Origin of the sequence: Roseovarius sp. D0-M9, assembly GCF_037083805.1 — a bacterium.
Classification (GTDB): Bacteria; Pseudomonadota; Alphaproteobacteria; order Rhodobacterales; family Rhodobacteraceae; genus Roseovarius.
In genome coordinates this window covers 1-23,426 of record NZ_JBAPKZ010000024.1, presented here as the reverse complement: position 1 = coordinate 23,426, position 23,426 = coordinate 1, and the positions used below count along the sequence as shown (strand labels likewise).

Genomic DNA, 23,426 nt, shown 5'->3' with positions numbered 1-23,426 from the left:
CGGTGCGCCCTCAGGCGTGAACGGTGGTATAGGTGCCCTCTCCCGCGAGGATTCCCTTGAATCCCCCCGGCTCGTCCAGCGAAAAGACGATGATGGGCAGGTTGTTGTCGCGCGCCAGCGCGATGGCGCTGGCATCCATGACCTTCAGGTGTTTTTGCAGCACGTCGTCATATGAAATGCGGTCGTAGCGAACGGCATCCGCGTTGGTCACCGGATCCTTGTCATAGACACCATCCACCTTGGTCCCCTTGAGGATCGCCTCGCAGGCCATCTCGTTGGCGCGCAGCGTCGCGGCGGTATCGGTAGTGAAATAGGGGTTGCCCGTGCCCGCCGCAAAGATGCAGACGCGCTTTTTCTCGAGGTGGCGCACGGCACGGCGGCGAATGTAAGGCTCGGCGACCTCGTCCATCCGAATGGCCGAGATGACCCGGCAAAAGACGCCCTCGGCCTCCAGCGCGCTTTGCATGGCAAGCGCGTTCATCACGGTGGCGAGCATGCCCATGTAGTCGGCGGTCGTCCGCTCCATCCCCTGCGCGCTGCCCTGAAGCCCGCGAAAGATGTTGCCGCCGCCGATGACCATGCAGATCTCGACGCCCATGTCGTGGACCACCTTGACCTCGCGCGCGATGCGCTCGACCGTCGGCGGATGCAGGCCGTAGGCCGTATCTCCCATCAGCGCCTCCCCCGAGATTTTCAGCATCACGCGCCGAAAGGTCGTTCTTGGGGTGTCGCTATCGGGCATGGGGTGGCTCCGTCTTGTGGGTCTGGCTTGCGGGTCTGGCAAAATGTCAGGGGGCGCTCTGGCGCGCAAAATGTCGCAAATGGCGGCAATGTTCAATCGCTTAAAGCGCGGGCTGCCCTCGGCCCGGCACCAAAACGCCGCACCGGCCCTCGCCAGCGCGCCGCGCCCACGCTAGAAGGCACACATGCTGAGCCATCTCGACATATCGCGCGACCGGCCCGTCCTGATCGCGGGGCCGACCGCATCGGGCAAATCCGCGCTGGCGCTGGAGATTGCCGAGCGTTTGGGCGGCGTGGTGATCAACGCCGATTCCATGCAGGTCTATGACGGCTGGCGCATCCTGACCGCCCGGCCCAGCCCCGAGGATGAGGCGCGCGCGCCCCATCTGCTCTATGGCCATGTCGCACAGGACGCGGCGTATTCCGCCGGCCAATGGCTGCGCGAGGTGGCGCCGCTTCTGTCCGGTGGCGAAAGGCCCATCATCGTTGGCGGCACGGGGCTTTATTTCACGGCGCTGACCCAAGGGCTGGCCGAGATTCCCCCCATCCCCGAGGATGTGCGCGAAAAGGCCGATGCGCTGCGGCTGGATGGCGGGATGGATAGGATGATCGCCGCACTCGACGCCCAGACAGCGGCCCGCGTCGATCTGAAAAACCCCATGCGCGTCCAGCGCGCGTGGGAGGTGCAGTGCGCCACGGGGCGCGGTCTGGCTGCGTGGCAGGACGCAACGCCCGCGCCCCTGTTGCCGCTGCCGCAGTGCCATGCGCTGGTGCTGGATGCCCCGCGTGATTGGCTGAATACGCGTATCGCGCATCGTCTGGAGGCGATGATCGAGGCCGGCGCGCTGGACGAGGTGCGCACACATCTGCACAGGCCCCGCGAACGACAAGCGGCCCGCGCCATCGGCGCGCCCGAACTCGCCGCCTATCTGCGCGGCGAATGCACGCTTGTCGCCGCGACTGAGGCCGCCACCATCGCCACGCGCCAGTTCGCCAAGCGCCAGCGCACATGGTTTCGCGCGCGCATGAAGGACTGGCAGCGCATCGCGCGCACCTAATCTGCGCACATAAATCGCCAGATCTGCAATTTATAACCATTCCCACTGGCCGCAGCCCTGCCCCTGATGCAAGCTTGGATGATTCTAACAAAAGGCGCACATCGCCAATGAGTGACGCCCCGCAGATCCTTACCATCGCGCAATGGTCGCGCGGCGCGCCGTGGCGGCTGAACCTGCCGCACAGCCAGCCGCGCCATGCGCTGATCTGGGTGACACGCGGTCAGGCCCGCGCCACGGTCAGCGGCCTGCGGCGCGGTGTCGGCGCGCATAATGCGCTTGCAGTGCCCGCTGGCACGCTCTTCTCGCTGGATGTCGGGCCGGGCTGCTATGGGCAGGTCTGTCTGATTGCGCCCGACGGTCCCGCCCTGATGCCCGATCAGAGCGAACATCTGCGAATCCGCGAAGTTCATCAGCAGGGCGAACTGACCAGCCTTCTCGAGGCCATGACGCGCGAGGCAAGCGCCGCGCGCCCCTTTGCCGACGAGGCCGCCGAAGCGCTGGCGATCATGGTCACGGTCTGGCTGCGCCGGGCGCTGATCGGGCAGGCACCTGCGCCGCGCCTCAGTGCCGCGCAGCGCCTTGTCGCCGCCTATGCCGCGCTGATCGAACAGGATCACGCAACGGGCCAGCCAATGGCCGATTATGCCCGCGATCTGGGGGTGACGCCCACGCATCTGACGCGCAGTTGCAAGACCTGCTGCGGCATGACCGCCGCCGATCTGCTGGTACAGCGGACCCTTCACGCCGCGCGCGAGGGCCTGGAGGATGGGAGCGACGCGGTGCGCCATGTCGCGGCGCAGCTGGGCTTTGGCAGCGCGGCCTACTTCTCGCGCTTCATCTTGCAGCATACAGGGCTCAGCCCGTCCGAGCTGCGCCGCCGCGCCCGCAAGGCCTGAGCTGCCTCAGCTGCCCCAGATCACACGCACGTAATTGGTCGTTTCCTTGTAGGGCGGCACGTCGCCGTATTTCTTGACCGCACCCGGCCCCGCATTATAGGCGGCAAGCGCCAGACGCCACGAGCCAAACTCGCGATACTGCATCGCCAGATAGCGCGCACCGCCTTCGAGGTTCTGACGCGGATCATGCGGATCGACGCGCAGGACCGCAGCCGTGCCCGGCATCAACTGCGCCAGCCCGATTGCGCCCTTGTGGCTCAGCGCCGTGGGCCGCCAGCCGCTTTCCTGCTGCACAAGCCGCAAGAAGAGGTCTTCGGGCACGGAATGTCTGCGCGCGGCCTCCTTGGCCATGCTCAGAAACTCGCCACGGTAACTGCCGGTATAGGTCTTGGCCGTGCCCCATTTGGTGGGTGTGTTGATCTTGGCCGGTTGCAGGCGGACCGAAGAATTGTATTGCGACGCGGCGCGGTTATCCAACACGCTTGTCTTCGATTTGAAGAGATTGCCAGTGCCTTTCGTGGACAGGACCTGAGCCTGTCCCGCCCCTGCCACAACAGAAACCGCCAGCGCGGTTGCCAGAAAAGTCTTCATGATGAAATCTCTTTATCCCGTCCCAGGTGCGAAACGTTAACCGATTACGGCGCCGATATCCAGTCTTGACGCACCGTCGCCACCTCGACCCCCGGCGCTGTTGCCATATTTTAGGCTGGCGTTAACCAGCGTGTGGTGATGTAACACGGGGTGAAATTCAAAATTCCATTAGGAGGACGCGCATGGCCGGGTCGGTTAACAAAGTCATCATCATCGGCAATCTGGGCCGCGACCCCGAGGTGCGGACCTTCCAGAACGGCGGCAAGGTGTGCAACCTGCGCATCGCCACATCCGAGCAGTGGAAGGACAAAAGCACCGGTGAGCGCCGCGAGCGCACCGAATGGCATTCGGTCGCTATCTTTTCCGAACCGCTCGCACGGATTGCCGAGCAATATCTGAAAAAGGGCTCAAAAGTATATATCGAGGGCCAGCTTGAGACGCGCAAATGGCAAGACCAGTCCGGCCAGGATCGCTATTCGACCGAGGTGGTTCTGCGGCCCTACTCCTCGACGCTGACCATGCTGGACGGTCGCGGCGAAGGTGGTGGCGGCGGCAGCGCGGGCGGTGGATATGGCGGCGGCGGCGGCGATTATGGCGGCGGTGGGGGTGGCTATGGCGGCCCCGACGACCGTGGCGGCTCCTCGGGCAGCGGCGGTGGTGGCAGTGCCCCCTCGCGCGATTTCGACGACGAGATTCCGTTTTAAGGCAGCCAGCCCTCGCCCGTTAACGCGATGTTAGGCATGGGCGCCGTTTACTGGCGCCCATGTTCCATCCGCGGCTCACATATCCTGAAATCGACATCGCCTTTGGCGAGCCCGAGTGCGCGTGTGATCTGCCCGGCACCCCTCTTCAGCAAAGCGGCCCCTACGCTGCGACCCTCGCCCATTTCGGATGCACCAGCGCGCTGGCGGAGTTGCGCGCAGAGGGCGCATTGATCGGGCGCGCGCGCATCCATCTGCGCAAGATCGGCCCGCTGCGGCTTGCCTGGATGCCGCGCGGTCCGGTCTGGTGCGCTGGCGCGCCGCCTGATCTGTGCACGCGCGCCAACGCCGCCCTGACCCGTGCGGCGCCTTGGCGCGCGCTTTGGGCAACCAGCACCGACGCAGGCTTGGAGGCCACGGGCTTGGGGAAAACCGGCCTGCGCGCTTCGAAGGGCATGAAGATGGCCGAGTTGGACCTGCGCCCGGATGAGGCCGCGCGCCGCGCCGCCCAGCACGGAAAATGGCGCAATCGCCTGGCGCACGCCGAAAAGGCCGGCCTGACCGTCACCGCGCGCCCGCTGGACCTGCCCCGCGATGCGCCCCTTCTGGCCGCCGAGACGGCGCAGCGCAAAGTACGGCGCTACGCCGCGCTGCCGACTGCCTTCACTGAAAGGTGGGCGGCGTTTGCGCCTGAGGCGAACCTGATGATCACCGCAGCCGAGGCCGGGACGCCCGTCGCCTTCATGCTGATGCTGCTCCACGGCGATACCGCGACCTATCACATCGGCTGGACCGGCCCACGCGGGCGCGGCCTCAGCGCACATAATTTGCTTCTCTGGCGCGCCTCGTGCATATTAAGCCAGCGTGGTTACGCGCGCCTCGATCTCGGGCTTGCCGATCCGGCGCGCGGGCCGGGCCTTGCGCGTTTCAAGCTGGAGGCGGGTGCGATGCTGCGTGATATCGGCCCGACACGGCTGCACCTTTAGCCTGCCGCGCGGCAACACAGGCGCGCCGATATCCGCCTGAACCCCTCTTTGCTCTGGTCAAACAGGCGCGCAGGCTATAGGGCGCTGAAAAAAACCCCAAGGATTTACTCGAATGGACCTTCGCAACATCGCGATTATCGCCCACGTGGACCATGGCAAGACGACGCTAGTCGACGAATTGCTCAAGCAATCGGGCGCCTTCCGCGCCAATCAGGCCGTGGACGAGCGCGCGATGGACAGCAACGACCTGGAGCGCGAGCGCGGCATCACCATCTTTGCCAAGCCGACCTCGGTCGAATGGAAGGGCAAGCGCATCAACATCGTCGATACGCCCGGCCACGCCGACTTCGGTGGCGAGGTGGAGCGTATCCTGAGCATGGTCGACGGTGTGGTTCTGCTGGTCGACGCGGCCGAAGGCCCGATGCCCCAGACCAAATTCGTCACCTCCAAGGCGCTGGCCCTCGGCCTGCGCCCGATCGTGGTTCTGAACAAGGTCGACAAGACCGACGCCGAGCCCGATCGCGCGCTGGACGAATGCTTTGACCTTTTCGCCAGCCTTGGCGCGGATGACGATCAGCTCGATTTCCCGCATATGTATGCCTCGGGGCGCTCTGGCTGGGCCGATCATCAACTGGACGGACCGCGCAAGGATTTGACCGCGCTCTTCGAGTTGATCGTCAATCACGTGCCATCGCCGCGCCAGGTCAAGCGTCAGGACGAGGATTTCCGCATGCTGGCAACGACGCTGGGCGCGGACCCCTTCGTGGGCCGCCTGCTGACGGGCCGCGTGGAATCGGGCAAGCTGAAGGTCGGCGCGACCGTGCAGGCCCTCAGCCGCATCGGCCAGAAGATCGAGCAATTTCGCGTGACGCGCATCCAGGCCTTCCGGGGTCTGGCCAGTCAGGACATCGAAGAAGCGCAGGCCGGCGATATCGTCAGCCTTGCGGGCATGTCCAAGGCGACGGTCGCCGACACGATCTGCGCCCTCGCGGTGGACGAGCCTCTTGAGGCGCGTCCGATTGATCCGCCGACGATCACCGTCACCTTCGGCATCAACGACAGCCCCCTTGCCGGCCGCGATGGCAAGAAGGTGCAATCCCGCGTGATCCGGGACCGCCTGATGAAAGAAGCCGAATCGAACGTCGCCATCAAGGTGACCGACACCCCCGGCGGCGAGGCCTTCGAGGTTGCTGGGCGCGGCGAATTACAGATGGGCGTTCTGATCGAGAACATGCGCCGCGAGGGCTTTGAGCTGAGCATTTCGCGCCCGCAGGTCGTCATGCGCGAAGGCGAGAATGGCGAGCGCGTGGAGCCAATCGAGGAAGTCACGATCGACGTCGATGACGAATACTCGGGCGCCGTCATCGAAAAACTGACCGGTCCGCGCAAGGGCGATCTGACCGAGATGAAGCCCGCAGGCGCTGGCAAGACGCGCATCATCGCGCATGTCCCGTCGCGCGGCCTGATCGGCTATCACGGCGAATTTCTGACCGACACTCGCGGCACCGGCGTGCTGAACCGTGTGTTTCACAGCTGGTCGCCGTATCGTGGCACCATTCCGGGTCGCCGCGCAGGCGTGCTGATCTCGATGGAAAACGGCGAGTCGGTGGCCTATGCGCTGTGGAACCTAGAGGATCGCGGCAAGATGTTCATCGGCCCGCAGGCCAAGATCTATACCGGCATGATCATCGGCGAGCACAGCCGCGAAAACGATCTGGAAGTGAACCCCCTCAAGGGCAAGAAGCTGACCAACGTGCGCGCCTCCGGCACCGATGAGGCCGTGCGCCTGACCACCCCAGTCGAGATGAGCCTCGAGCAAGCCATCGCCTATATCGACGATGACGAGTTGGTTGAGGTCACGCCCAATGCGATCCGTCTGCGCAAGCGGCATCTGGACCCGCACGAGCGCAAGCGCGCCTCAAAAAGCGCCTGATTTCAAGGCTCAATCATGAATCGGCCAGCCTCGATGAGCTGGCCGTTTTCGTCTGATACGGTCATCACGATCTCGCCCGAACGGGCGAAAGTTCCGCTGAGCGCCGTGATATTGACCTGATGCGTCACCAATATCGGGCGCGCATCGTCTGGCAAATTGGCCAGCGTGTCCATTACCGCGCGCGTCTGTGCAGCCTTGTCGCCGCGTCCCGCAAAATGCGAGTTGAGCGCAGGAAGCGGGATCACCTCGCCCAGATCCAGGAGTTCGGCCGTCTCGCGACTACGGCACCACTCACTGGTAAAGACATGCGTGGGGCGCACATCCGCCGCGCGCAAGGCGGCGCCGATGCGGCGCGCCTGATCGCGACCCTCATCGCTGAGGTTGCGCTGCGTGCTGCAATCGCCCAGCTGAAAATCCCCCGGATCGCCTGTGCCGGGCGCCAAGGCATGACGCATCAACAGGACCGCGCCGTCGCGGTCAAGTAGCTTGGCCTCCTGCGCGGCCAGCACCGAAGGCAGACAAACAATCAATAACCGCAGTATCCATGTCATCAGCGAACTCCCCCTTGTGAGGAGGAGTTAGGTGCCGTCGCTAATGCGTCCAGCCCTATCAGCTTTTCTTACAGGCAATCTGGCAAATCACGATATGCTCGGGCGCGACCAAGATCCCAAGCCAATGCCGGAGACACCGAAGCAGCCATGGCAACAATCGCCGCGCCGTCTGCTGAAACCGACGATTAACGAGACAGTTGGGTACGCGTCGGTTCAGAGCACCAATGCACGAGATCACGCTATTCGGTCGTCTCGACCACCAGCAACTCACGCTCCGCCGCGCCCTTGGCATGGGCGAGCGCCTCTTGGTATTCGGGCGAATGATAGCATGCCTCGGCGGCTTCGACCGAAGCAAAGCGGGCGACGACATTGCGTGGACGCGCCTTGCCCTCAAGCTGAACAAAGCGCCCGCCGCGCGCGATGAACGCGCCCCCATGTTTGGCGATGGCGGGCCCGGCCAGCGCGGCATAGCGGCCATACGCCTCCTCATCGGTGACGGTGATGTGGCCGATCCAAAGTGCTGGCATGGTTTATCCTTTCAAAAGGGCGCGCACCGCATCCATCGCGGCGCTGGAATTGTCGACGCTGGCCGCGCCACCTTGCGCAAGATCGGGGCGACCACCGCCCCCCTTGCCGCCAAGTTCGGTGACAGCCGCGCGCACCATGTCAACCGCCGAGGTATCGCCCACTCTGTCATCGGTCACACCCGCAGCGACCGCAGCCTTGCCGCCGACATCGGCGATCAAAAGGACCGCGCCGCTTTCCACGCGCGCCTTGAGTTGGTCGATCAGACCGGGCAAATCCCTGCCGGCCACGCCGCTCAGCACCTGGGCGATCAGGCGCATGCCGCCGATCTCTTCGATCTCGGCCTCGCCGCCCTGCCCCGCACCGCCCGACATCGCCAGATCACGCCGCAACTGCGCAACCTCCTGGACCAGCGCACGGCGCTCGTCCATCAAGGCCTGCACGCGCGATTGCGCATCCTCGGGTCGCACCTTCAGCGCGCCCGCGATTTCGGTCAGCGCTTTTGAGTGCCCGCCCAGATGGCGCAGCGCCGCCTCGCCGGTCAGGGCCTCGATCCGGCGCACCCCGGCGCTCGAGGCCGCATCGCCAAGCAGCACGAACAGCCCGATATCACCCGTCGCGGCCACATGCGTGCCCCCGCAAAGCTCGATCGAGTAAGTCTGGCCATCGGTGCCGCGGCCCGATCCGTCCTTGCGTCCCATTGAGACGACCCGGACCTCATCACCGTATTTTTCACCAAAGAGTGCCTGCGCTCCCAAGGCGCGCGCCTCGTCCGGCGTCATGATGCGCGTCTGCACCGGCGCATTCTGGCGAATGAAGGCGTTCACATCGGCTTCGACGCGGGCCAGTTCATCGGCACTCAATGCCTTGGTGTGGCTGAAATCAAAGCGCAGACGATCCTCGGCGTTGAGGCTGCCGCGCTGCGCCACATGATCGCCCAGCGTCTCGCGCAGCGCCTCATGCAGCAGGTGCGTCGCCGAATGGTTGCCCCGGATCGCGCTGCGGCGGCCATGATCGACCTCAAGCTGCGCCGCCGCGCCCTTGCTCAGGGTGCCTTGCGTGATCTCGGCGAAATGGATGAAGACACCCGCCACCTTGCGCGTATCGGTGATGCGTGCCTCGCCGCCTTCGCAGCGCAACGTGCCGCTGTCGCCAACCTGACCACCGGATTCGGCGTAGAACGGCGTCTGATTCAGCACGATCTGGACCGAGGCCCCCTCCGATGCGCTGGCGACCGGCGCACCGTCCTCGACGAGGGCGACGATCTGCGCCTCGGCTGTTTCTGTGTCGTAGCCCAGAAAATCGGTGACGCCGCTCTTTTCCGCGATGTCGAACCAGACAGCCTGATCAACCGCCTCGCCGGTGCCGGCCCATGCGGCGCGCGCTTTGGCCTTCTGTTCGGCCATCGCCTCGTCAAATCCTGCGGTGTCAACGCCGCGCCCCTTTTCACGCAGCGCATCCTGCGTCAGATCGAGCGGAAATCCGAAGGTATCATACAGCTTGAACGCGGTCGCGCCGGGCAGATCGGCGCCTTCGTCCAGATCCATCACCGCTTCATCCAGAAGGCCCAGTCCCCGCTCCAGCGTCTGCTTGAAGCGTGTCTCTTCCAGACGCAGCATTTCTTCGATCATGCCCTGCGCGCGGCCGAGCTCGGGGAAGGCTTGCCCCATCTGCGTCACCAGCGACGGCACAAGGCGGTGCATCACCGGATCCTTGGCCCCTAGGAGATGCGCGTGGCGCATCGCGCGCCGCATGATCCGGCGCAGCACATACCCACGCCCCTCATTCGAGGGCATCACGCCATCGGCCATCAGGAACGAGGTCGAGCGCAGATGATCGGCGATCACACGGTGATGCACATTGCCCGGCCCATCCGCATCGGTGCTGGTCGCATGGGCACTGGCCTCGATCAGCGCGCGCATCAGGTCAGTGTCGTAATTGTCGTGCTTGCCCTGCAAGAGCGCCCCGATCCGCTCCAGCCCCATGCCGGTGTCGATCGACTGCATATCGAGATCGCGCTGCGTGCCGTCCTCAAACCGCTCGTTCTGCATGAAGACGAGGTTCCATATTTCGATGAAGCGATCTCCATCCTCTTCGGGACTGCCCGGAGGACCGCCCCAGATTTCGGGGCCATGATCGTAAAAAATCTCGGAACACGGCCCGCACGGGCCGGTCGCGCCCATCGACCAGAAATTATCATCCGTCGCGATGCGGATGATACGGTCATCGGTAAGGCCCGCAACCTTTTTCCAGATATTCGCCGCCTCATCGTCGGTGTGGTAAACGGTCACAAGAAGCTTGGACTTGTCGAGACCGAAATCGCGCGTCAGAAGCTCCCAGGCAAAGCGGATGGCATCCTCCTTGAAGTAGTCGCCAAAGCTGAAATTACCCATCATTTCAAAGAAAGTGTGGTGGCGCGCGGTGTAGCCGACGTTGTCCAGGTCGTTATGCTTGCCGCCCGCGCGCACGCATTTCTGGCTAGAAGTGGCACGGTTGTAGTCGCGGCGCTCGACGCCGGTGAACAGGTTCTTGAACTGAACCATGCCCGAATTGGTGAACATGAGCGTCGGATCATTGCGCGGCACGAGCGGCGAGCTGTCGACGATGCGGTGATCGTTGCGGTCGAAATAGCTCAGAAAGGTCGAGCGGATATCGTTCAGCGTCGGCATGCGGGGCCTCTTTCACGGGATCAATTCTGACGGGTCGGGCGCGTTTCTGATTATCCGCCCCCGCCCGCCCTGTCTACCGCAAGAAAAAGGCCCGGTGCGCAACTGCGCCCGGGCCTTTCGTCTCGGGAATGGCGGCGCGCCTACGCTTCCATCAGGTCGTCGTCATCTCCACCACTGCGATCGGCGTCGCTCAGGTCAAAATCAAGACCATGGGCTGCGCGGATCTTGTCCTCGATCTCAAGCGAGATCTTGGTGTGCTCCTTGAGATACGTCTTGGCGTTTTCACGTCCCTGCCCGATCCGCTCATCACCATAGCTGAACCAGCTACCCGATTTCTCGACAATACCGGCCTTGACGCCCAAATCCAGGATCTCGCCCATCTTGCTGATGCCTTCGCCATACATGATGTCAAACTCAACCTGCTTGAAGGGGGGGGCCACCTTGTTCTTGACCACCTTGACGCGGGTCGCGTTGCCGACCACCTCGTCACGGTCCTTGAGCGCGCCGATCCGGCGAATGTCGAGACGCACCGAGCTATAGAATTTCAACGCATTGCCGCCCGTCGTCGTCTCGGGCGAGCCAAACATAACGCCAATCTTCATGCGGATCTGGTTTATGAAGATCACCGTGCATTTCGTGCGGCTGATGGAACCGGTCAGCTTGCGCATCGCCTGGCTCATCAGACGGGCATGCACGCCAACACTACTGTCGCCCATGTCGCCTTCCAGTTCGGACTTCGGCGTCAGTGCCGCGACCGAATCGACCACGACCATGCTGACCGCGCCGGACCGCACCAGCGTATCCACGATCTCCAAGGCCTGCTCGCCCGTGTCGGGCTGCGAAATCAGCAGCTCATCCAGATCGACACCCAGCTTGCGCGCATACTGCGGGTCAAGAGCGTGCTCTGCATCAACGAAGGCACAAACGCCGCCCTTCTTCTGCTCTTCGGCGATGCAATGCAGCGTCAGCGTTGTCTTGCCCGAGCTTTCGGGACCATAAACCTCGACGACACGGCCCTTTGGAATACCGCCAATCCCCAGCGCGATATCCAGGCCGAGCGATCCGGTCGAGGTCGCCTCAATGTCCTTGAGGACATTGTCGCCACCCAGCTTCATGATCGAGCCCTTGCCGAATTGCCGCTCGATCTGCGCCAGGGCACTGTCGAGGGCCTTTTGCTTGTCTGCGCTCTTCTTATTGTCCATGCTCAAAAGATCTGCCGTTGCCATTGCGTTCGCATCCTTATTCCACACCATGCCCCAAGCGGCAATCACTGCGTTTGTTCGCGTCTTGTTCCCACCCTTTTGCAGACAAAGCGCGAACATTTCAAGTCAAATGTTCTTGGCTTCACAATTCCCCGGAAGTGTTGAAGAACGGTTAAGATCGCCCCATGAGCATATGTTTTTTTGCGCAATCCAAGGGTAACACTCGCGCTATGATGGTATTCTCAAAGCATAAACTGGTTTTCCTGTCGGTCCCCAAGACCGGCACGACCGCGTGGCAAGCGGCCCTTGGCCCGCACGCGTCGATGATCATCAGCGATCCGCCCGAGCTCAAGCACGCGCCGATTTTTCGCTACAATCGGTTTTTCCGACCGGCCTTGGAAAAGTTCATCGGCGAAGATTTGCACGTGATCGCCGTGATGCGCGCGCCGATCGACTGGCTGGGCAGTTGGTATCGCTATCGTCAGAGACCCTTTCTGTCGGGCCGGCCAACCAGCACCGAGGGGCTCAGCTTCGATGATTTCGTCCAAGCCTACGTGCAGGGTGATCAACCGCGTCATGCGAATGTCGGGTCGCAATCGAAATTTCTCGAACCGCAGCGAAACGGGACTGCGGCAACCCATCTCTTTCGCTATGAGAACCAAGGCGCGCTGACAGCGTATCTGGAAGATCGGCTTGGTCTGCGCGTCGAAACGCGGCGATTGAACGCGTCGCCGCAGGAGCCTTTGCCACTGTCGAGTGAGACCGAAGCCATTCTGCGCCGCAAATATGCGCCTGATTTCCGACTTTATGACAGCATCACTGAACGTGGCCACTACACCGCAGAACCTGACGCATCCCCCGTGCATTCGGCTTGACGAGAACGGCCATCTCATAGAGCCAATCTTTCGGAGCGTCATAACACGCGTGCTTGCCCACTGTCGGTAGCAAGGACCGTGAGGATGAAAACCCGATCAATATGACTGCCCCTCCTCAAGACGTGATGATGCGGTGAAGTGAGACGTCACTGAATCGATACGCGCTGTGAACAAGGGTCGGATCCGCGATTCGATCGCCGCCTTTCAGCCGTTCGAAACATCAAGTTATGTGAAAATTTCGGGCGCAACAGAAGTGCATCACGTGCTACGCGCAGAATGATGATGCCCAGACCAAACGCAATGCTTCAGACCTTGGATTGGCGTTGAACAATCTCCGTCAGCTCGGTCAGAGAAAACGGCTTTGGCAAGAAAACGGAATTCGGTATCCGGGCTTGCGTATCGCCGAAATCCTCCTCTGCGTAGCCGGAGACAAAGACCACACGAACCTCTGGCCGATCCACCAGCGCCTTTTGCACCCACGTCGGACCATCCATCCCAGGCATGACGACATCGGTGACAAAGACATCCACAAAGACCGATTTGTCCGAAAGTATATCGAGAGCCTCTTCGGCCGATTCTGCCTCCAGAACGGTGAATCCGCGCATCTGGAGCGCACGTGAGGCAAAGGCCCGCACCGGCGCCTCATCTTCGACCAAAAGAACACTTCCCTCTGCCGGAGTAACCTCCATGATTGGCTGAGGCTCGGCTGCAATGACGGCCGCCGCAGTTTCATGTGCCGGAAACAGCAAGAAAAAGGTCGTGCCGACATCCCGCTCGCTATCAACGAAAATGAAGCCACCGGTTTGCTTGACGATTCCATAGGCTGTCGAAAGCCCTAGGCCCGTGCCCTCCCCCGGACGCTTGGTGGTGAAGAACGGCTCAAAGACTTTCTGCAGCCGATCCGGAGGGATGCCGGTGCCCTGATCCGATACGCTTATTTTCACCCAGCGTCCCGGAGAGACGACCGCACGGTCCCGGTGCAACGGCGCCTCAAGCGTTACGTTCTGCGTCTCAATCTTGATTTCGCCGCCCCCAGACATTGCATCGCGCGCATTTACGACGAGGTTCATGATGATCTGCTCGAACTGACGCTTGTCCGCGCGGATCGACCACAAGGTCGGGTCATGATTGAGCGACAGGATGATTTTCTCGCCCACGAGCCGATTGAGCAAATGTGTGAGATCCGACATCGCGTCACGCAAATCCATGATCTCGGGACGCAGCGTCTGCTTGCGCGAAAAAGCAAGCAACTGATTCACGAGCGAGGCTGCCCGGTTGGCGTTCTGCGCGATCTGCAACAGATCACCGTAGTCCGAATCGCCCTGATCGTGGCGCAAAAGCAGAAGATCGCAATGTCCGGAAATCGCCGTCAAAAGATTGTTGAAATCATGTGCAACACCGCCAGCAAGTTGCCCGATCGCCTGCATCTTTTGGGATTGAACGAATTGCGCCTCCAAGGATTTCAATTCGGTCGCATCATTCAGCACCGCGATCAAGATGGTCTCACCCTCTTGGGTCGCGCGGTTGAGTGTCACTTGAATGAAGATTTCCTCATCTGCACGGCGCACGCGCAAGAATTCGGAATGCACGCTTCCCCTGGCCAGCGCGGCATCCTCCAGCCAGTCCGGAATGGACCTTCCCAGCCCTTCCAGCAAGTCGGTGATCTGCTTGCCCCCCCAATCGGCGCACCCGAGCAGATCACTTGCAGGCCTGTTGCAAAGCAGTATGGCCCCGCCCCGCGTCAGTTTGAGCAAAGGCACGGGAAGCTCATCAAAGAAGGTCCAGCCATCTGATGGGCGCTCTGTGGCGGCCACACCGGGCATCACAAAGATCTCCCTACGCCCTGCTATGCCTTCAAGCTCGACCACCAGACACGATTGCACACCCGTCTGCGTGCTGATGTCGTTCATCTGGCCCGACCTCAGCGGTAACTTGGCACAAATGCGATCTAGGGTGCGCGCCCGCTCGCCAATCAGAAGCCGGGCCGCATCATTCATGAAAAGCACGGCGTTGTTGCGGCCGACCGTCAGCATCGGCAACGGAACGGCACCGCCGCGGCGCGCCGCACTCTCAGCGGATTTCTCAATCCGCCAGAGCAGCATGTCCCCACCCGCGCGATGCACTGATAGGCGAACATGCCCGGCCCCGGTGACCACATCCTCATGGGCAGCGCCCCGCGCGCGGGCGCTGGTCTGGAGCCTGTATAGAATTGCACCCGGATTTGCGATCAAGGGCTGAAGCACCCCCGCAATCGTGCTGAAACGTCGGGCTTCATAGCCGCGCTCTGCCGCGTCATTGCAGTAGGTGACTTCACCATCGGCACCGGTCACGATGCATGCGACGGCGTCATGCTCGATCAGATCGCTCACCGCCGAGGTCGCGCGAACGCCCGAGGCCTCAGACAGACGCGCAATGGCAACGATCCACAATGACGCGCAGCCCAATATGGCGGCGACCAATATGATCACATGCCTTTCAGGTCCGGGCGCCACCATGAATGCGGTGAGGGCAAAAAGCATTGCCGAGCAAAACACGAGGCTCGCATGAGGCCGCATGCGAGACGCCGCAACCTTCACAGGGCCGATTGCATGGTCAGGAACGGTCACGCGCGAGGTCCTTTGCTGCACAAGATCTCTGCTACGCTTGCACCAGAACCCTTAACCGCGTCTTAATATTTCCGGGAAAACCCCCATCAGAACTGAGCAATTTTATCTTTTCGCGCCATATGTGCCACGAAAAATCCATCGCCCGCCTCCGAGACATCAAAGCGCTGCATCTTGCGCAGCGCCCATTCGGGGGCGCTGTCCAGAAAGGCATCAATGCGGTCCTCGTTTTCATCCCTGAGCACAGAACAGGTGGCGTAGATCAGCCGCCCCTCGGGCGCGACGAGGTGCGACGCCTCGCGCAGGATGCCTGCCTGGATCTCGGTCAGCTCGGCCAGACGCTCAGGCGTCAGGCGCCACTTTGCCTCGGGAGCGCGGCGCCAGGTGCCGCTTCCCGAACAGGGCGCATCGCATAAAACGATGGAATACGGGGCCTTGGACGCTAAAGCTGATGTTTCCAGCGTCGCCACGCGCGCGCCTGCCCGCGCCGCGCGCTCGGGCAGATCCTGCATCCGCGCGGGGTCGATATCATGGGCATAGATCTCTGCCTGCGCGCGCGCAGCCAGCGCAAGCGCCTTGCCGCCGCCGCCCGCGCAATAGTCGAGGACGCTCTGCGCATCCGTCAGATTAATCCCTTCCATCGCAGCTTGACCCGAGCCGTCCTGAAGCTCTGCGAGGCCCTCCAGATACGCGCGGCTGCGCGCCACCTTGCGCGCGCCGTGGGTGACCAAAAGGGCATTCTTGGCAATGGGTTGCGGCTCGGCCTTCACGTCGTCTTGAGCCAAAGAACGAATGACTTGGTCGCGGCTTGCACGGGCCTGATTCACGCGCAGCATGACGGGCGCGCGCTCGCGCAGCATCTGCGCCGCTGTTTCTGCACGGTCCTTCAACGAGACGCGAAAGGCATCCCAGAGCCAATCGGGCAGATCGCAGGCGGCGGCCCCCAAGGGCACAGTGCCTGCGGACCGCTCATCAGCACTCAGCGGCTCCGGCGCATGGCCTGCACCGGTGAAAAACGTGTCCGGATCCACCTTTGCACTGCGCAGCGCACCGATCATGCGCGCACGGCCCGTCTCGCCGCCACCGATGCAGGCGTAGGAGCGCCAACAGCGCAAGGCTTGGAAAACGTGGTCGCGCACGGCGGCTCGATCCCCCGAGCCAGCATACCGGGCGCCGCGGGCCCATGTCGTCAGCGCCTTTTCGGCAGGCGCGCCCTCACTGATACGATCCAGCAGCTCAATGGCGGCCTGAATGCGCGCGCCGGGGGTCATGGCGCGCGCCCTATAGTGACATCCAGATAGCCGCACATCCCGCTGATCCAATTATCCAATTCGATAATTGGGCGACTCGCGGGTGATCTGAACGTCGTGCACGTGGCTCTCGCTCAGACCGGCGCCGGTGATGCGCACGAACTCGCAGCCCTTGCGCATGTCGTCGACCGTGGCGCAGCCGGTATAGCCCATCGCGGCGCGCAGTCCGCCGACCAGCTGGTGGATGACAGTCCCGGCCGAGCCCTTGTAGGCCACCTGCCCCTCTACGCCCTCGGGGACCAGCTTGTCGCTGGCAGCGTCCTTCTGGAAATAGCGGTCTGCGCTGCCGCGGGCCATCGCACCAAGACTTCCCATGCCCCGATACGCCTTGTAGGAGCGTCCCTGGAAGAGGATCATCTCGCCCGGACTTTCGTCCGTGCCGGCCATCATGCTGCCGACCATGGCGCAGGAGGCGCCAGCGGCAATCGCCTTGGCAAAATCGCCCGAAAACTTGATGCCGCCATCCGCGATGATCGGCACGTCGCCCGCCGCCGCGACGCAATCCATGATCGCGGTCAGCTGCGGCACGCCGACGCCGGCCACCATGCGCGTCGTGCAGATGCTGCCGGGGCCGATGCCGACCTTGACCGCATCCGCGCCCGCATCAATCAGTGCGCGCACCGCGTCCCCGGTGGCGACATTGCCCGCGACCACCTGCGCATCGCCTGCAACGGCTTTGACCCGGCGCACCGCCTCGGCCACGCCCGCCGAATGGCCATGCGCGGTGTCGATCACGATCATGTCGGCGCCCGCATCCAAGAGGGCTTGGCTACGCTCGAAGCCTGTATCGCCCACCGTCGTCGCCGCGGCAACGCGCAGGCGCCCGAGGCGATCCTTGCAAGCCGAAGGGTTCAGCACCGCCTGCTCGCTGTCCTTGAGCGTCAACAGCCCGGTCAGCTTGCCCCCGCCGTCGGTGACCAGCAGCTTTTCGATGCGGCGGGCCTTCATCAGGGACTTGGCCTCTTCGAGGTCCGCAGGCTCTTGCAGGATCGCCAGGTTTTCCGAGGTCATCATCGCGCTTACGGGCGTGTGGTCATCATCGGCAAAGCGCATGTCGCGGTTGGTGACGATGCCGACGACGCGGCCCTTGGCATCGATGACGGGAAAGCCGCTGACGCGGTACTGCTCTTGCAGTGCCTTTGCATCAGCCAACGTCTGATCTGCCGTCAGGGTAATGGGGTTATAGACGATGCCGCTGACAAACCGCTTGACCCGGCGCACTTCGTTCGCCTGATCCTCGACGTTGAAATTGCGGTGGATCACGCCCATCCCGCCATATTGCGCCATGCAGATCGCCATGCGCGACTCGGTCACCGTATCCATGGCCGAGCTGAGCAAGGGAATGTTGAGCGTTATTGACTGGGTTACTTTCGTGCGCGTATCGGCGGTGCTGGGCAGCACATTGGACGCGGCAGGAAGCAGAAGGACATCATCGAAGGTCAAAGCCTCACGAATCTTCATCACGTTTCTCCATGAACAGATCGTTTGGCAACTCCCTATTTCACGGATGCCGCTTGTGCGAAAGGCAAAAGGCGCAGGCGCGGCAAATGGTGGCTTGCCGCGGCGCGCGCGGGCTGTCTATCTGGCCTGACGGACCTGACAGGAGGCGGACAGATGAGCGGACATGGGTATGAAAGCGGGCGGCTCGACCTGCCCTTCGTGGGTATTTCGACCTTCGGCAAGCGGGCTTATGTGGCCGATTGGGGCGCGATCGACGCCGATATCGCCATTCTCGGCGCGCCGTTCGACGGCGGCACACAGTTTCGCCCCGGCGCCCGTTTTGGCCCGCGTGCCGTGCGCGAGGCGTCGACCCTCTTCAGTTTTGGACATGGCGGCGCCTATGACCATGAGGATGATACCACCTATCTTGGCCCGGACGTGCGCATCGTGGATATCGGCGACGCCGACATCGTTCACACGGACACGGCCCAAAGCCACGCAAACATCACGAAGGGCGTGCGCGCCATCCTCGATGCGGGCGCCCTGCCCGTCACCATCGGCGGCGATCATTCGGTCAACATCCCTTGCGTCGACGCGTTTGACGGGCACGGCGATATCCATATTCTGCAAATTGACGCTCACCTCGATTTCGTGGACGAACGGCATGGGGTGCGCAATGGCCACGGCAACCCCATGCGCCGCGCCGCCGAGAAGCCTTATGTGACCGGCCTTACTCAGCTGGGCATCCGCAATGTCAGCTCGACCGCCAAGGAAGGGTATGGCGCGGCGCGCGCCATGGGGTCGGATATTCTGTCGGTCCGCCAGTGCCGCGCATTGAGTGCCGAGGCTCTGGCAGACCGCATCCCCAAAGGCGCGCGCGTCTACGTCACGCTCGACATCGACGCCTTCTGCCCATCGATCGCACCGGGCACAGGCACACCCAGCCATGGCGGCTTTCTCTATTACGAGGTGCTGGAGCTGCTCCAGAAGGTGGCAGAGCGTCACGAAGTGGTCGGCATCGACCTGGTCGAGGTGGCGCCCGCGTATGATGTGGGCGATGTGACTTCGGTTCTTGCGGCACAGGTGCTGCTGAATTTTCTCGGCTTCATCATGCACGCACGTCAGCGCTAGAGCGGGCCGCACCGCCCCGAATGGCCCGGCCAAGGACGCGAGGCGCGACATTTTCGCCGCCCTTGCGCGCCGTGGCGCCACTTGTCCGTGGATAAAACGTCAAAAACAATCCGCCAGGCGCAACAAACGCAAAGAAAATGGCCCGCCCGCGACATTTAATCCACCCCTTGCGCTTGACCTCCCTGCCACCCGGTCATAATGTCCGGACAAACGCAAAAGGGAGTGGTCCAGTGGAGCCGCTAGTTGTAGTCACACGGGAAATACGCATGGGCCGGTAACCGGACACCCTAAAGGTCCCCCATGCGCCCCCGCCACTTCGGGGGCTTTTTTATGCGCCGATGCGCAATGATGTCATGAACGGAGCAAAGCGATGACACGTCAGATGACCGGAGCGAAAATGGTGGTTCAGGCCCTCAAGGATCAGGGCGTGGACGTCGTCTTTGGCTATCCCGGCGGCGCCGTTCTGCCGATCTATGATGAGGTTTTTCAGCAGGAGGGTATCCAGCATATCCTCGTGCGTCATGAACAAGGTGCCGTTCACGCCGCCGAAGGCTATGCCCGCTCGACCGGCAGGCCGGGTGTCGTGCTGGTCACCTCTGGCCCCGGCGCGACCAATGCGGTCACCGGCATGACCGATGCCCTGCTCGACAGCATCCCGCTTGTGGTGCTGACCGGACAGGTGCCGACCTTCATGATCGGATCGGATGCCTTTCAGGAGGCCGATACCGTCGGCATCACCCGCCCCTGCACCAAGCATAACTGGCTGGTCAAGGACACGGCCAACCTGTCAGCGGTGATCCATGAGGCATTCCATGTTGCCACCGCAGGCCGCCCCGGCCCGGTTCTGGTGGACATCCCCAAGGACGTGCAATTTGCCAGCGCCGAATACACCGCGCCGCAAAAGGTGCGCACCGGACACTACCAGCCGCAGGTCAAGGGCGATCTGGATGCCATCACCGAACTGGCGGCGGCGTTGGAGACGGCCAAGCGCCCGGTCTTCTACACCGGCGGCGGCGTCATCAACTCCGGCCCCGCCGCCAGCCAGCTGCTGCGCGAGTTGGTCGATGCCACGGGCATTCCGATCACATCGACGCTCATGGGGCTGGGCGCCTACCCGGCATCGGGCAAAGCGTGGCTAGGCATGCTGGGCATGCACGGCCTTTATGAGGCGAACATGGCGATGCATGATTGCGACCTTATGATCAACATCGGCGCGCGCTTTGACGACCGGATCACCGGGCGCCTCGACGCATTCTCGCCCGGCTCGAAAAAGGCGCACATCGACATCGACCCCTCGTCGATCAACAAGGTGATCAAGACCGACATCCCCATCGTCGGCGATATCGCCCATGTGCTGGAGGATCTGCTCAAGGTCTGGAAATCGCGTGGCCGCAAGGTCAACGCCGAGGCGATCGCCAAGTGGAACAAGCGCATCGACGAATGGCGCAAGGTCGATTGCCTCAGCTTCAAGCAAACGGGCAAGGTCATCAAACCACAGCATGCCCTCGCCCGCCTCGAGGCGCTGACCAAGGGTCACGACCGCTACATCACCACCGAAGTCGGCCAGCATCAGATGTGGGCCGCGCAATACCTCGGCTTCGAGGATCCGAACCGCTGGATGACCTCGGGCGGCCTTGGAACCATGGGCTATGGCTTTCCGGCGTCCATCGGCGTGCAAATGGCGCACCGCGATGCGCTCGTCATCAATGTCGCGGGCGAGGCAAGCTGGCTGATGAACATGCAGGAGATGGGAACAGCCATCCAGTTCCACCTGCCGGTCAAGCAATTCATCCTCAACAACGAGCGCCTCGGCATGGTCCGCCAGTGGCAAGAGCTGCTGCACGGCGAGCGCTATTCACAAAGCTGGTCCGAGGCCCTGCCCGACTTCGTCAAGCTGGCCGAAGCGTTCGGTGCCAAGGGCATCCGCTGCGACGATCCTGCCGATCTGGACGATGCGATCATGGAGATGATCAATTACGACGGCCCGGTGATCTTTGATTGCCTTGTGGAAAAACACGAAAACTGCTTCCCCATGATCCCGTCGGGCGAGCCGCACAACAAGATGCTGCTGGGCCAGGCGTCCACCAAGGACGCCATTGGCACCAAGGGCGCAGTGATGGTTTAAGAGGGGCTCGCAAGCCCATCGTAATACATATTTTTGCAGATGGTTCGCACGAAATGTGCGTGTCTGCCAAGGAGACAGGCGATGTCCGCATTGAATATCAAGAAAGGCTCGAACAAGCATTCGGCCTATAACCTGCGCCCCAATTTCTCGGACGTGGAAGAGCGCCACACCCTCGCCGTTCTCGTCGACAACGAGGCGGGCGTGCTGGCGCGCGTCATCGGTCTTTTTTCCGGGCGCGGCTACAACATCGACAGTCTGACCGTGGCCGAAATCGACCATGAAGGGCATATGTCCCGCATCACCATCGTGACCACCGGGACCCCTCAGGTGATCGAGCAGATCAAGGCACAGCTGGGCCGGATCGTGCCCGTCCACGAGGTGCATGACCTCACCGTCGAGGGGCGCGCGGTCGAGCGAGAGCTGGCGCTGATCAAGGTCATCTGCACGGGCGACAAGCGGGTCGAAGCACTGCGCCTTGCGGATATTTTCCGCACGAACGTCGTGGACAGCACCCTCGACAGCTTCACCTTCCAGATCACCGGCACATCGGAAAAGATTGACGCCTTCGCCGATCTGATGCGCCCTCTTGGCCTCTCGGATCTGGCGCGCACCGGCATTGCCGCGTTGCCTCGGGGCAGCTGATCAAAGCCCTCAAGGCAGAACGAAAAAAGGGCGGGCCCAACACATGCAAGCCCCTTACCGGATGTGTTATAAAAAATTCTTCGGTTGGCCAGACTTTGGCCAACCTTTCTCTCAGAGCCCGATTTGAAACTAATTGAGTGAGTTCAGCAGGTTGTGCTTCTGTTCGGTTGCAAAGCTGAACGGAGATCACGATGGCCTGGACCGAACTCACTCGCCGCCAGCATGCCCGAGCGGGTGGCAGATACGCAAGCGATCTGACAGACCCCGAATGGGCACTGATCGCGCCTTTCTTGCCCGGACGGGTCAGGTCTCGTGATGGCTTACAAGCGGCTCGAGGACACGACCTTCACCTGGCCCGCGATCAAGGACGGAATGATGGCGCTGAATCACGCGCAATTCGAGGCGCTGTTTTCCGAGCTGGACTGGCGCAAGGTCAAAGCTTTGGAGACCCGGCCTCCGGCTGCGGCGGAATGAATCAGGGTGTCGAATGCAGCGGTAATGGACCTGATTCCGGGCTATAAACTTGGCTATGACCGCCGCTGCCAAAGACCTCGATCTGTCCGTCCTGCCACCGGAATACCGTGTGGCTTTCGAGGCCTTGCAGGCAAAAGCTGCGCGAACCGCAGAGCTGGAGCACATCGTCAAGCGTCTTGAGTATCTGGTGGCCGAGCTGAACCACGTGGTCCACGGCAAGAAGTCCGAGAAGCTCAGTGAAGATGATCACCAGCTGGCGTTCGAGGATCTTGAGGCTGCCGTCGCCGAGGCCCGCGAACAAAAGCAGGTGCAGGCGCCAGATAATGACACGTCCAAGCGCAAAAAGATCACCAGACGCAATCGTGGCAATCTGCCGGAAGGGCTGCCGCGCATCGAGCGAGTGATCGAGCCGGACAGCTTCGACTGCCCGTGTGGATGTGGGCAGATGCACAGGATTGGCGAGGACCGCAACGAGCGGCTCGACATCGTTCCGGCGCAGTGCCGGGTGATCGTGACGATCCGCCCGAAATACGCCTGTCGCACCTGCACGGATGGGATCACCCAGGCGCCGACGCCGTCTTGGCTGATAGAGGGTGGGCTGCCGACGAAGGCGCCATCGCGCATGTGGTGGTGAGCAAGTATGCGGAACATTGCCCCTTGTATCGGCAGTCACAGGTCCTGTCCCGTTCGGGAATCGACATTCACCGCTCGACCCAGACCGACTGGGTCGGCGTGGCGGCCTTTCAACTGGCGCCCGTCGTGGATCGGTTGGCCGAGCACCTGAAGACGTCCACGAAGCTGTTCATGGACGAAACCACGGCGCCGGTGCTGGACCCGGGCCGCGGGCGGACAAAAACAGGTTATTGAGCTACTCCCCATTCCTTGGACAGGATCTGGCGTAAATTAAGCTACTTTTTGCACCTGCTGATCGGGTTGGGTTTTGTCTTTTCTCAGCCAATAGACCACGGCAGGT

At 62.4% G+C, this 23,426-nt stretch carries 19 protein-coding genes and 2 pseudogenes; 12 read left to right on the top strand and 9 right to left on the bottom strand.

Annotated elements, in window-relative coordinates:
• Positions 1-10: 10 nt before the first annotated feature.
• The gene (gene pyrH / locus V8352_RS15065; protein WP_336425120.1) at positions 11-742 is read right to left on the bottom strand and encodes a UMP kinase; all 732 of its coding nucleotides are present in this window, start codon (positions 740-742) and stop codon (positions 11-13) included.
• A 184-nt stretch (positions 743-926) separates the two neighbouring features.
• On the opposite strand from pyrH, the gene miaA reads away from it, so the two are divergent.
• Both miaA and V8352_RS15055 read left to right on the top strand, forming a co-directional pair.
• Positions 927-1,799, top strand: coding sequence for a tRNA (adenosine(37)-N6)-dimethylallyltransferase MiaA (miaA, locus tag V8352_RS15060; protein ID WP_336425119.1), 873 nt, complete (start codon positions 927-929; stop codon positions 1,797-1,799).
• 107 nt (positions 1,800-1,906) lie between these two features.
• Positions 1,907-2,695 carry an AraC family transcriptional regulator gene (locus V8352_RS15055; RefSeq protein WP_336425118.1) on the top strand — a complete coding sequence of 263 codons (789 nt, stop codon included), beginning with the start codon at positions 1,907-1,909 and terminating at the stop codon, positions 2,693-2,695.
• A 6-nt stretch (positions 2,696-2,701) separates the two neighbouring features.
• On the opposite strand, the gene V8352_RS15050 is transcribed toward V8352_RS15055, so the two are convergent.
• Entirely contained in the window at positions 2,702-3,286 is a 585-nt protein-coding gene (locus V8352_RS15050) for a lytic transglycosylase domain-containing protein (protein ID WP_336425117.1), read from the bottom strand.
• A 182-nt stretch (positions 3,287-3,468) separates the two neighbouring features.
• Here V8352_RS15050 and ssb point away from each other — a divergent pair, with 182 nt between their 5' ends.
• The 3 genes from ssb (at position 3,469) to typA (ending at position 6,906) form a co-directional block, all read left to right on the top strand.
• Positions 3,469-3,990, top strand: coding sequence for a single-stranded DNA-binding protein (gene ssb / locus V8352_RS15045; RefSeq protein ID WP_336425116.1), 522 nt, complete (start codon positions 3,469-3,471; stop codon positions 3,988-3,990).
• 59 nt (positions 3,991-4,049) lie between these two features.
• The gene (locus V8352_RS15040) at positions 4,050-4,973 is read left to right on the top strand and encodes a GNAT family N-acetyltransferase (RefSeq protein WP_336425115.1); all 924 of its coding nucleotides are present in this window, start codon (positions 4,050-4,052) and stop codon (positions 4,971-4,973) included.
• Between the two features lie 112 nt (positions 4,974-5,085).
• Positions 5,086-6,906 (top strand): translational GTPase TypA, encoded by a 1,821-nt coding sequence (gene typA / locus V8352_RS15035; RefSeq protein ID WP_336425114.1) that lies wholly within the window; start codon positions 5,086-5,088, stop codon positions 6,904-6,906.
• A 2-nt stretch (positions 6,907-6,908) separates the two neighbouring features.
• Here the strand turns inward: typA and V8352_RS15030 are convergent, their stop codons facing one another.
• The 4 genes from V8352_RS15030 to recA form a co-directional block, all read right to left on the bottom strand.
• Positions 6,909-7,457: a histidine phosphatase family protein gene (locus V8352_RS15030; protein WP_336425113.1), complete on the bottom strand. Its 549-nt coding sequence runs from the start codon at positions 7,455-7,457 to the stop codon at positions 6,909-6,911.
• A gap of 239 nt (positions 7,458-7,696) precedes the next feature.
• Positions 7,697-7,984, bottom strand: a complete 288-nt coding sequence (locus tag V8352_RS15025; protein WP_336425112.1) for a DUF1330 domain-containing protein — start codon at positions 7,982-7,984, stop codon at positions 7,697-7,699.
• Positions 7,985-7,987: 3 nt separating this feature from the next.
• Entirely contained in the window at positions 7,988-10,651 is a 2,664-nt protein-coding gene (gene alaS, locus V8352_RS15020) for an alanine--tRNA ligase (protein ID WP_336425111.1), read from the bottom strand.
• 140 nt (positions 10,652-10,791) lie between these two features.
• Positions 10,792-11,877 (bottom strand): recombinase RecA, encoded by a 1,086-nt coding sequence (gene recA / locus V8352_RS15015; protein ID WP_336425110.1) that lies wholly within the window; start codon positions 11,875-11,877, stop codon positions 10,792-10,794.
• 206 nt (positions 11,878-12,083) lie between these two features.
• On the opposite strand from recA, the gene V8352_RS15010 reads away from it, so the two are divergent.
• Entirely contained in the window at positions 12,084-12,728 is a 645-nt protein-coding gene (locus tag V8352_RS15010) for a gamma-glutamyl kinase (protein ID WP_336425109.1), read from the top strand.
• A gap of 305 nt (positions 12,729-13,033) precedes the next feature.
• Here V8352_RS15010 and V8352_RS15005 read toward each other — a convergent pair whose 3' ends face one another.
• The 3 genes from V8352_RS15005 to guaB all read right to left on the bottom strand — a co-directional run bounded on the left by V8352_RS15005 (position 13,034) and on the right by guaB (position 18,102).
• Positions 13,034-15,283, bottom strand: a complete 2,250-nt coding sequence (locus tag V8352_RS15005) for a hybrid sensor histidine kinase/response regulator (RefSeq protein ID WP_336425163.1) — start codon at positions 15,281-15,283, stop codon at positions 13,034-13,036.
• 137 nt (positions 15,284-15,420) lie between these two features.
• The gene (locus V8352_RS15000) at positions 15,421-16,602 is read right to left on the bottom strand and encodes an RsmB/NOP family class I SAM-dependent RNA methyltransferase (protein ID WP_336425108.1); all 1,182 of its coding nucleotides are present in this window, start codon (positions 16,600-16,602) and stop codon (positions 15,421-15,423) included.
• Positions 16,603-16,653: 51 nt separating this feature from the next.
• The gene (gene guaB / locus V8352_RS14995; protein WP_336425107.1) at positions 16,654-18,102 is read right to left on the bottom strand and encodes an IMP dehydrogenase; all 1,449 of its coding nucleotides are present in this window, start codon (positions 18,100-18,102) and stop codon (positions 16,654-16,656) included.
• 153 nt (positions 18,103-18,255) lie between these two features.
• Here guaB and speB point away from each other — a divergent pair, with 153 nt between their 5' ends.
• From speB to V8352_RS14965, 6 genes and pseudogenes are all read left to right on the top strand, one after another.
• Positions 18,256-19,212, top strand: a complete 957-nt coding sequence (gene speB / locus V8352_RS14990) for an agmatinase (RefSeq protein ID WP_336425106.1) — start codon at positions 18,256-18,258, stop codon at positions 19,210-19,212.
• 370 nt (positions 19,213-19,582) lie between these two features.
• Entirely contained in the window at positions 19,583-21,337 is a 1,755-nt protein-coding gene (locus V8352_RS14985; protein WP_336425105.1) for an acetolactate synthase 3 large subunit, read from the top strand.
• A gap of 81 nt (positions 21,338-21,418) precedes the next feature.
• Entirely contained in the window at positions 21,419-21,979 is a 561-nt protein-coding gene (gene ilvN / locus V8352_RS14980) for an acetolactate synthase small subunit (protein ID WP_336425104.1), read from the top strand.
• Positions 21,980-22,170: 191 nt separating this feature from the next.
• Positions 22,171-22,275: pseudogene (locus V8352_RS14975) on the top strand (IS5/IS1182 family transposase); the annotation flags it as partial.
• A 19-nt stretch (positions 22,276-22,294) separates the two neighbouring features.
• The gene (gene tnpB, locus V8352_RS14970) at positions 22,295-22,453 is read left to right on the top strand and encodes an IS66 family insertion sequence element accessory protein TnpB (protein WP_336425103.1); all 159 of its coding nucleotides are present in this window, start codon (positions 22,295-22,297) and stop codon (positions 22,451-22,453) included.
• 55 nt (positions 22,454-22,508) lie between these two features.
• A pseudogene (locus V8352_RS14965) lies at positions 22,509-23,317 on the top strand (IS66 family transposase); the annotation flags it as partial.
• Positions 23,318-23,426 lie beyond the last annotated feature (109 nt).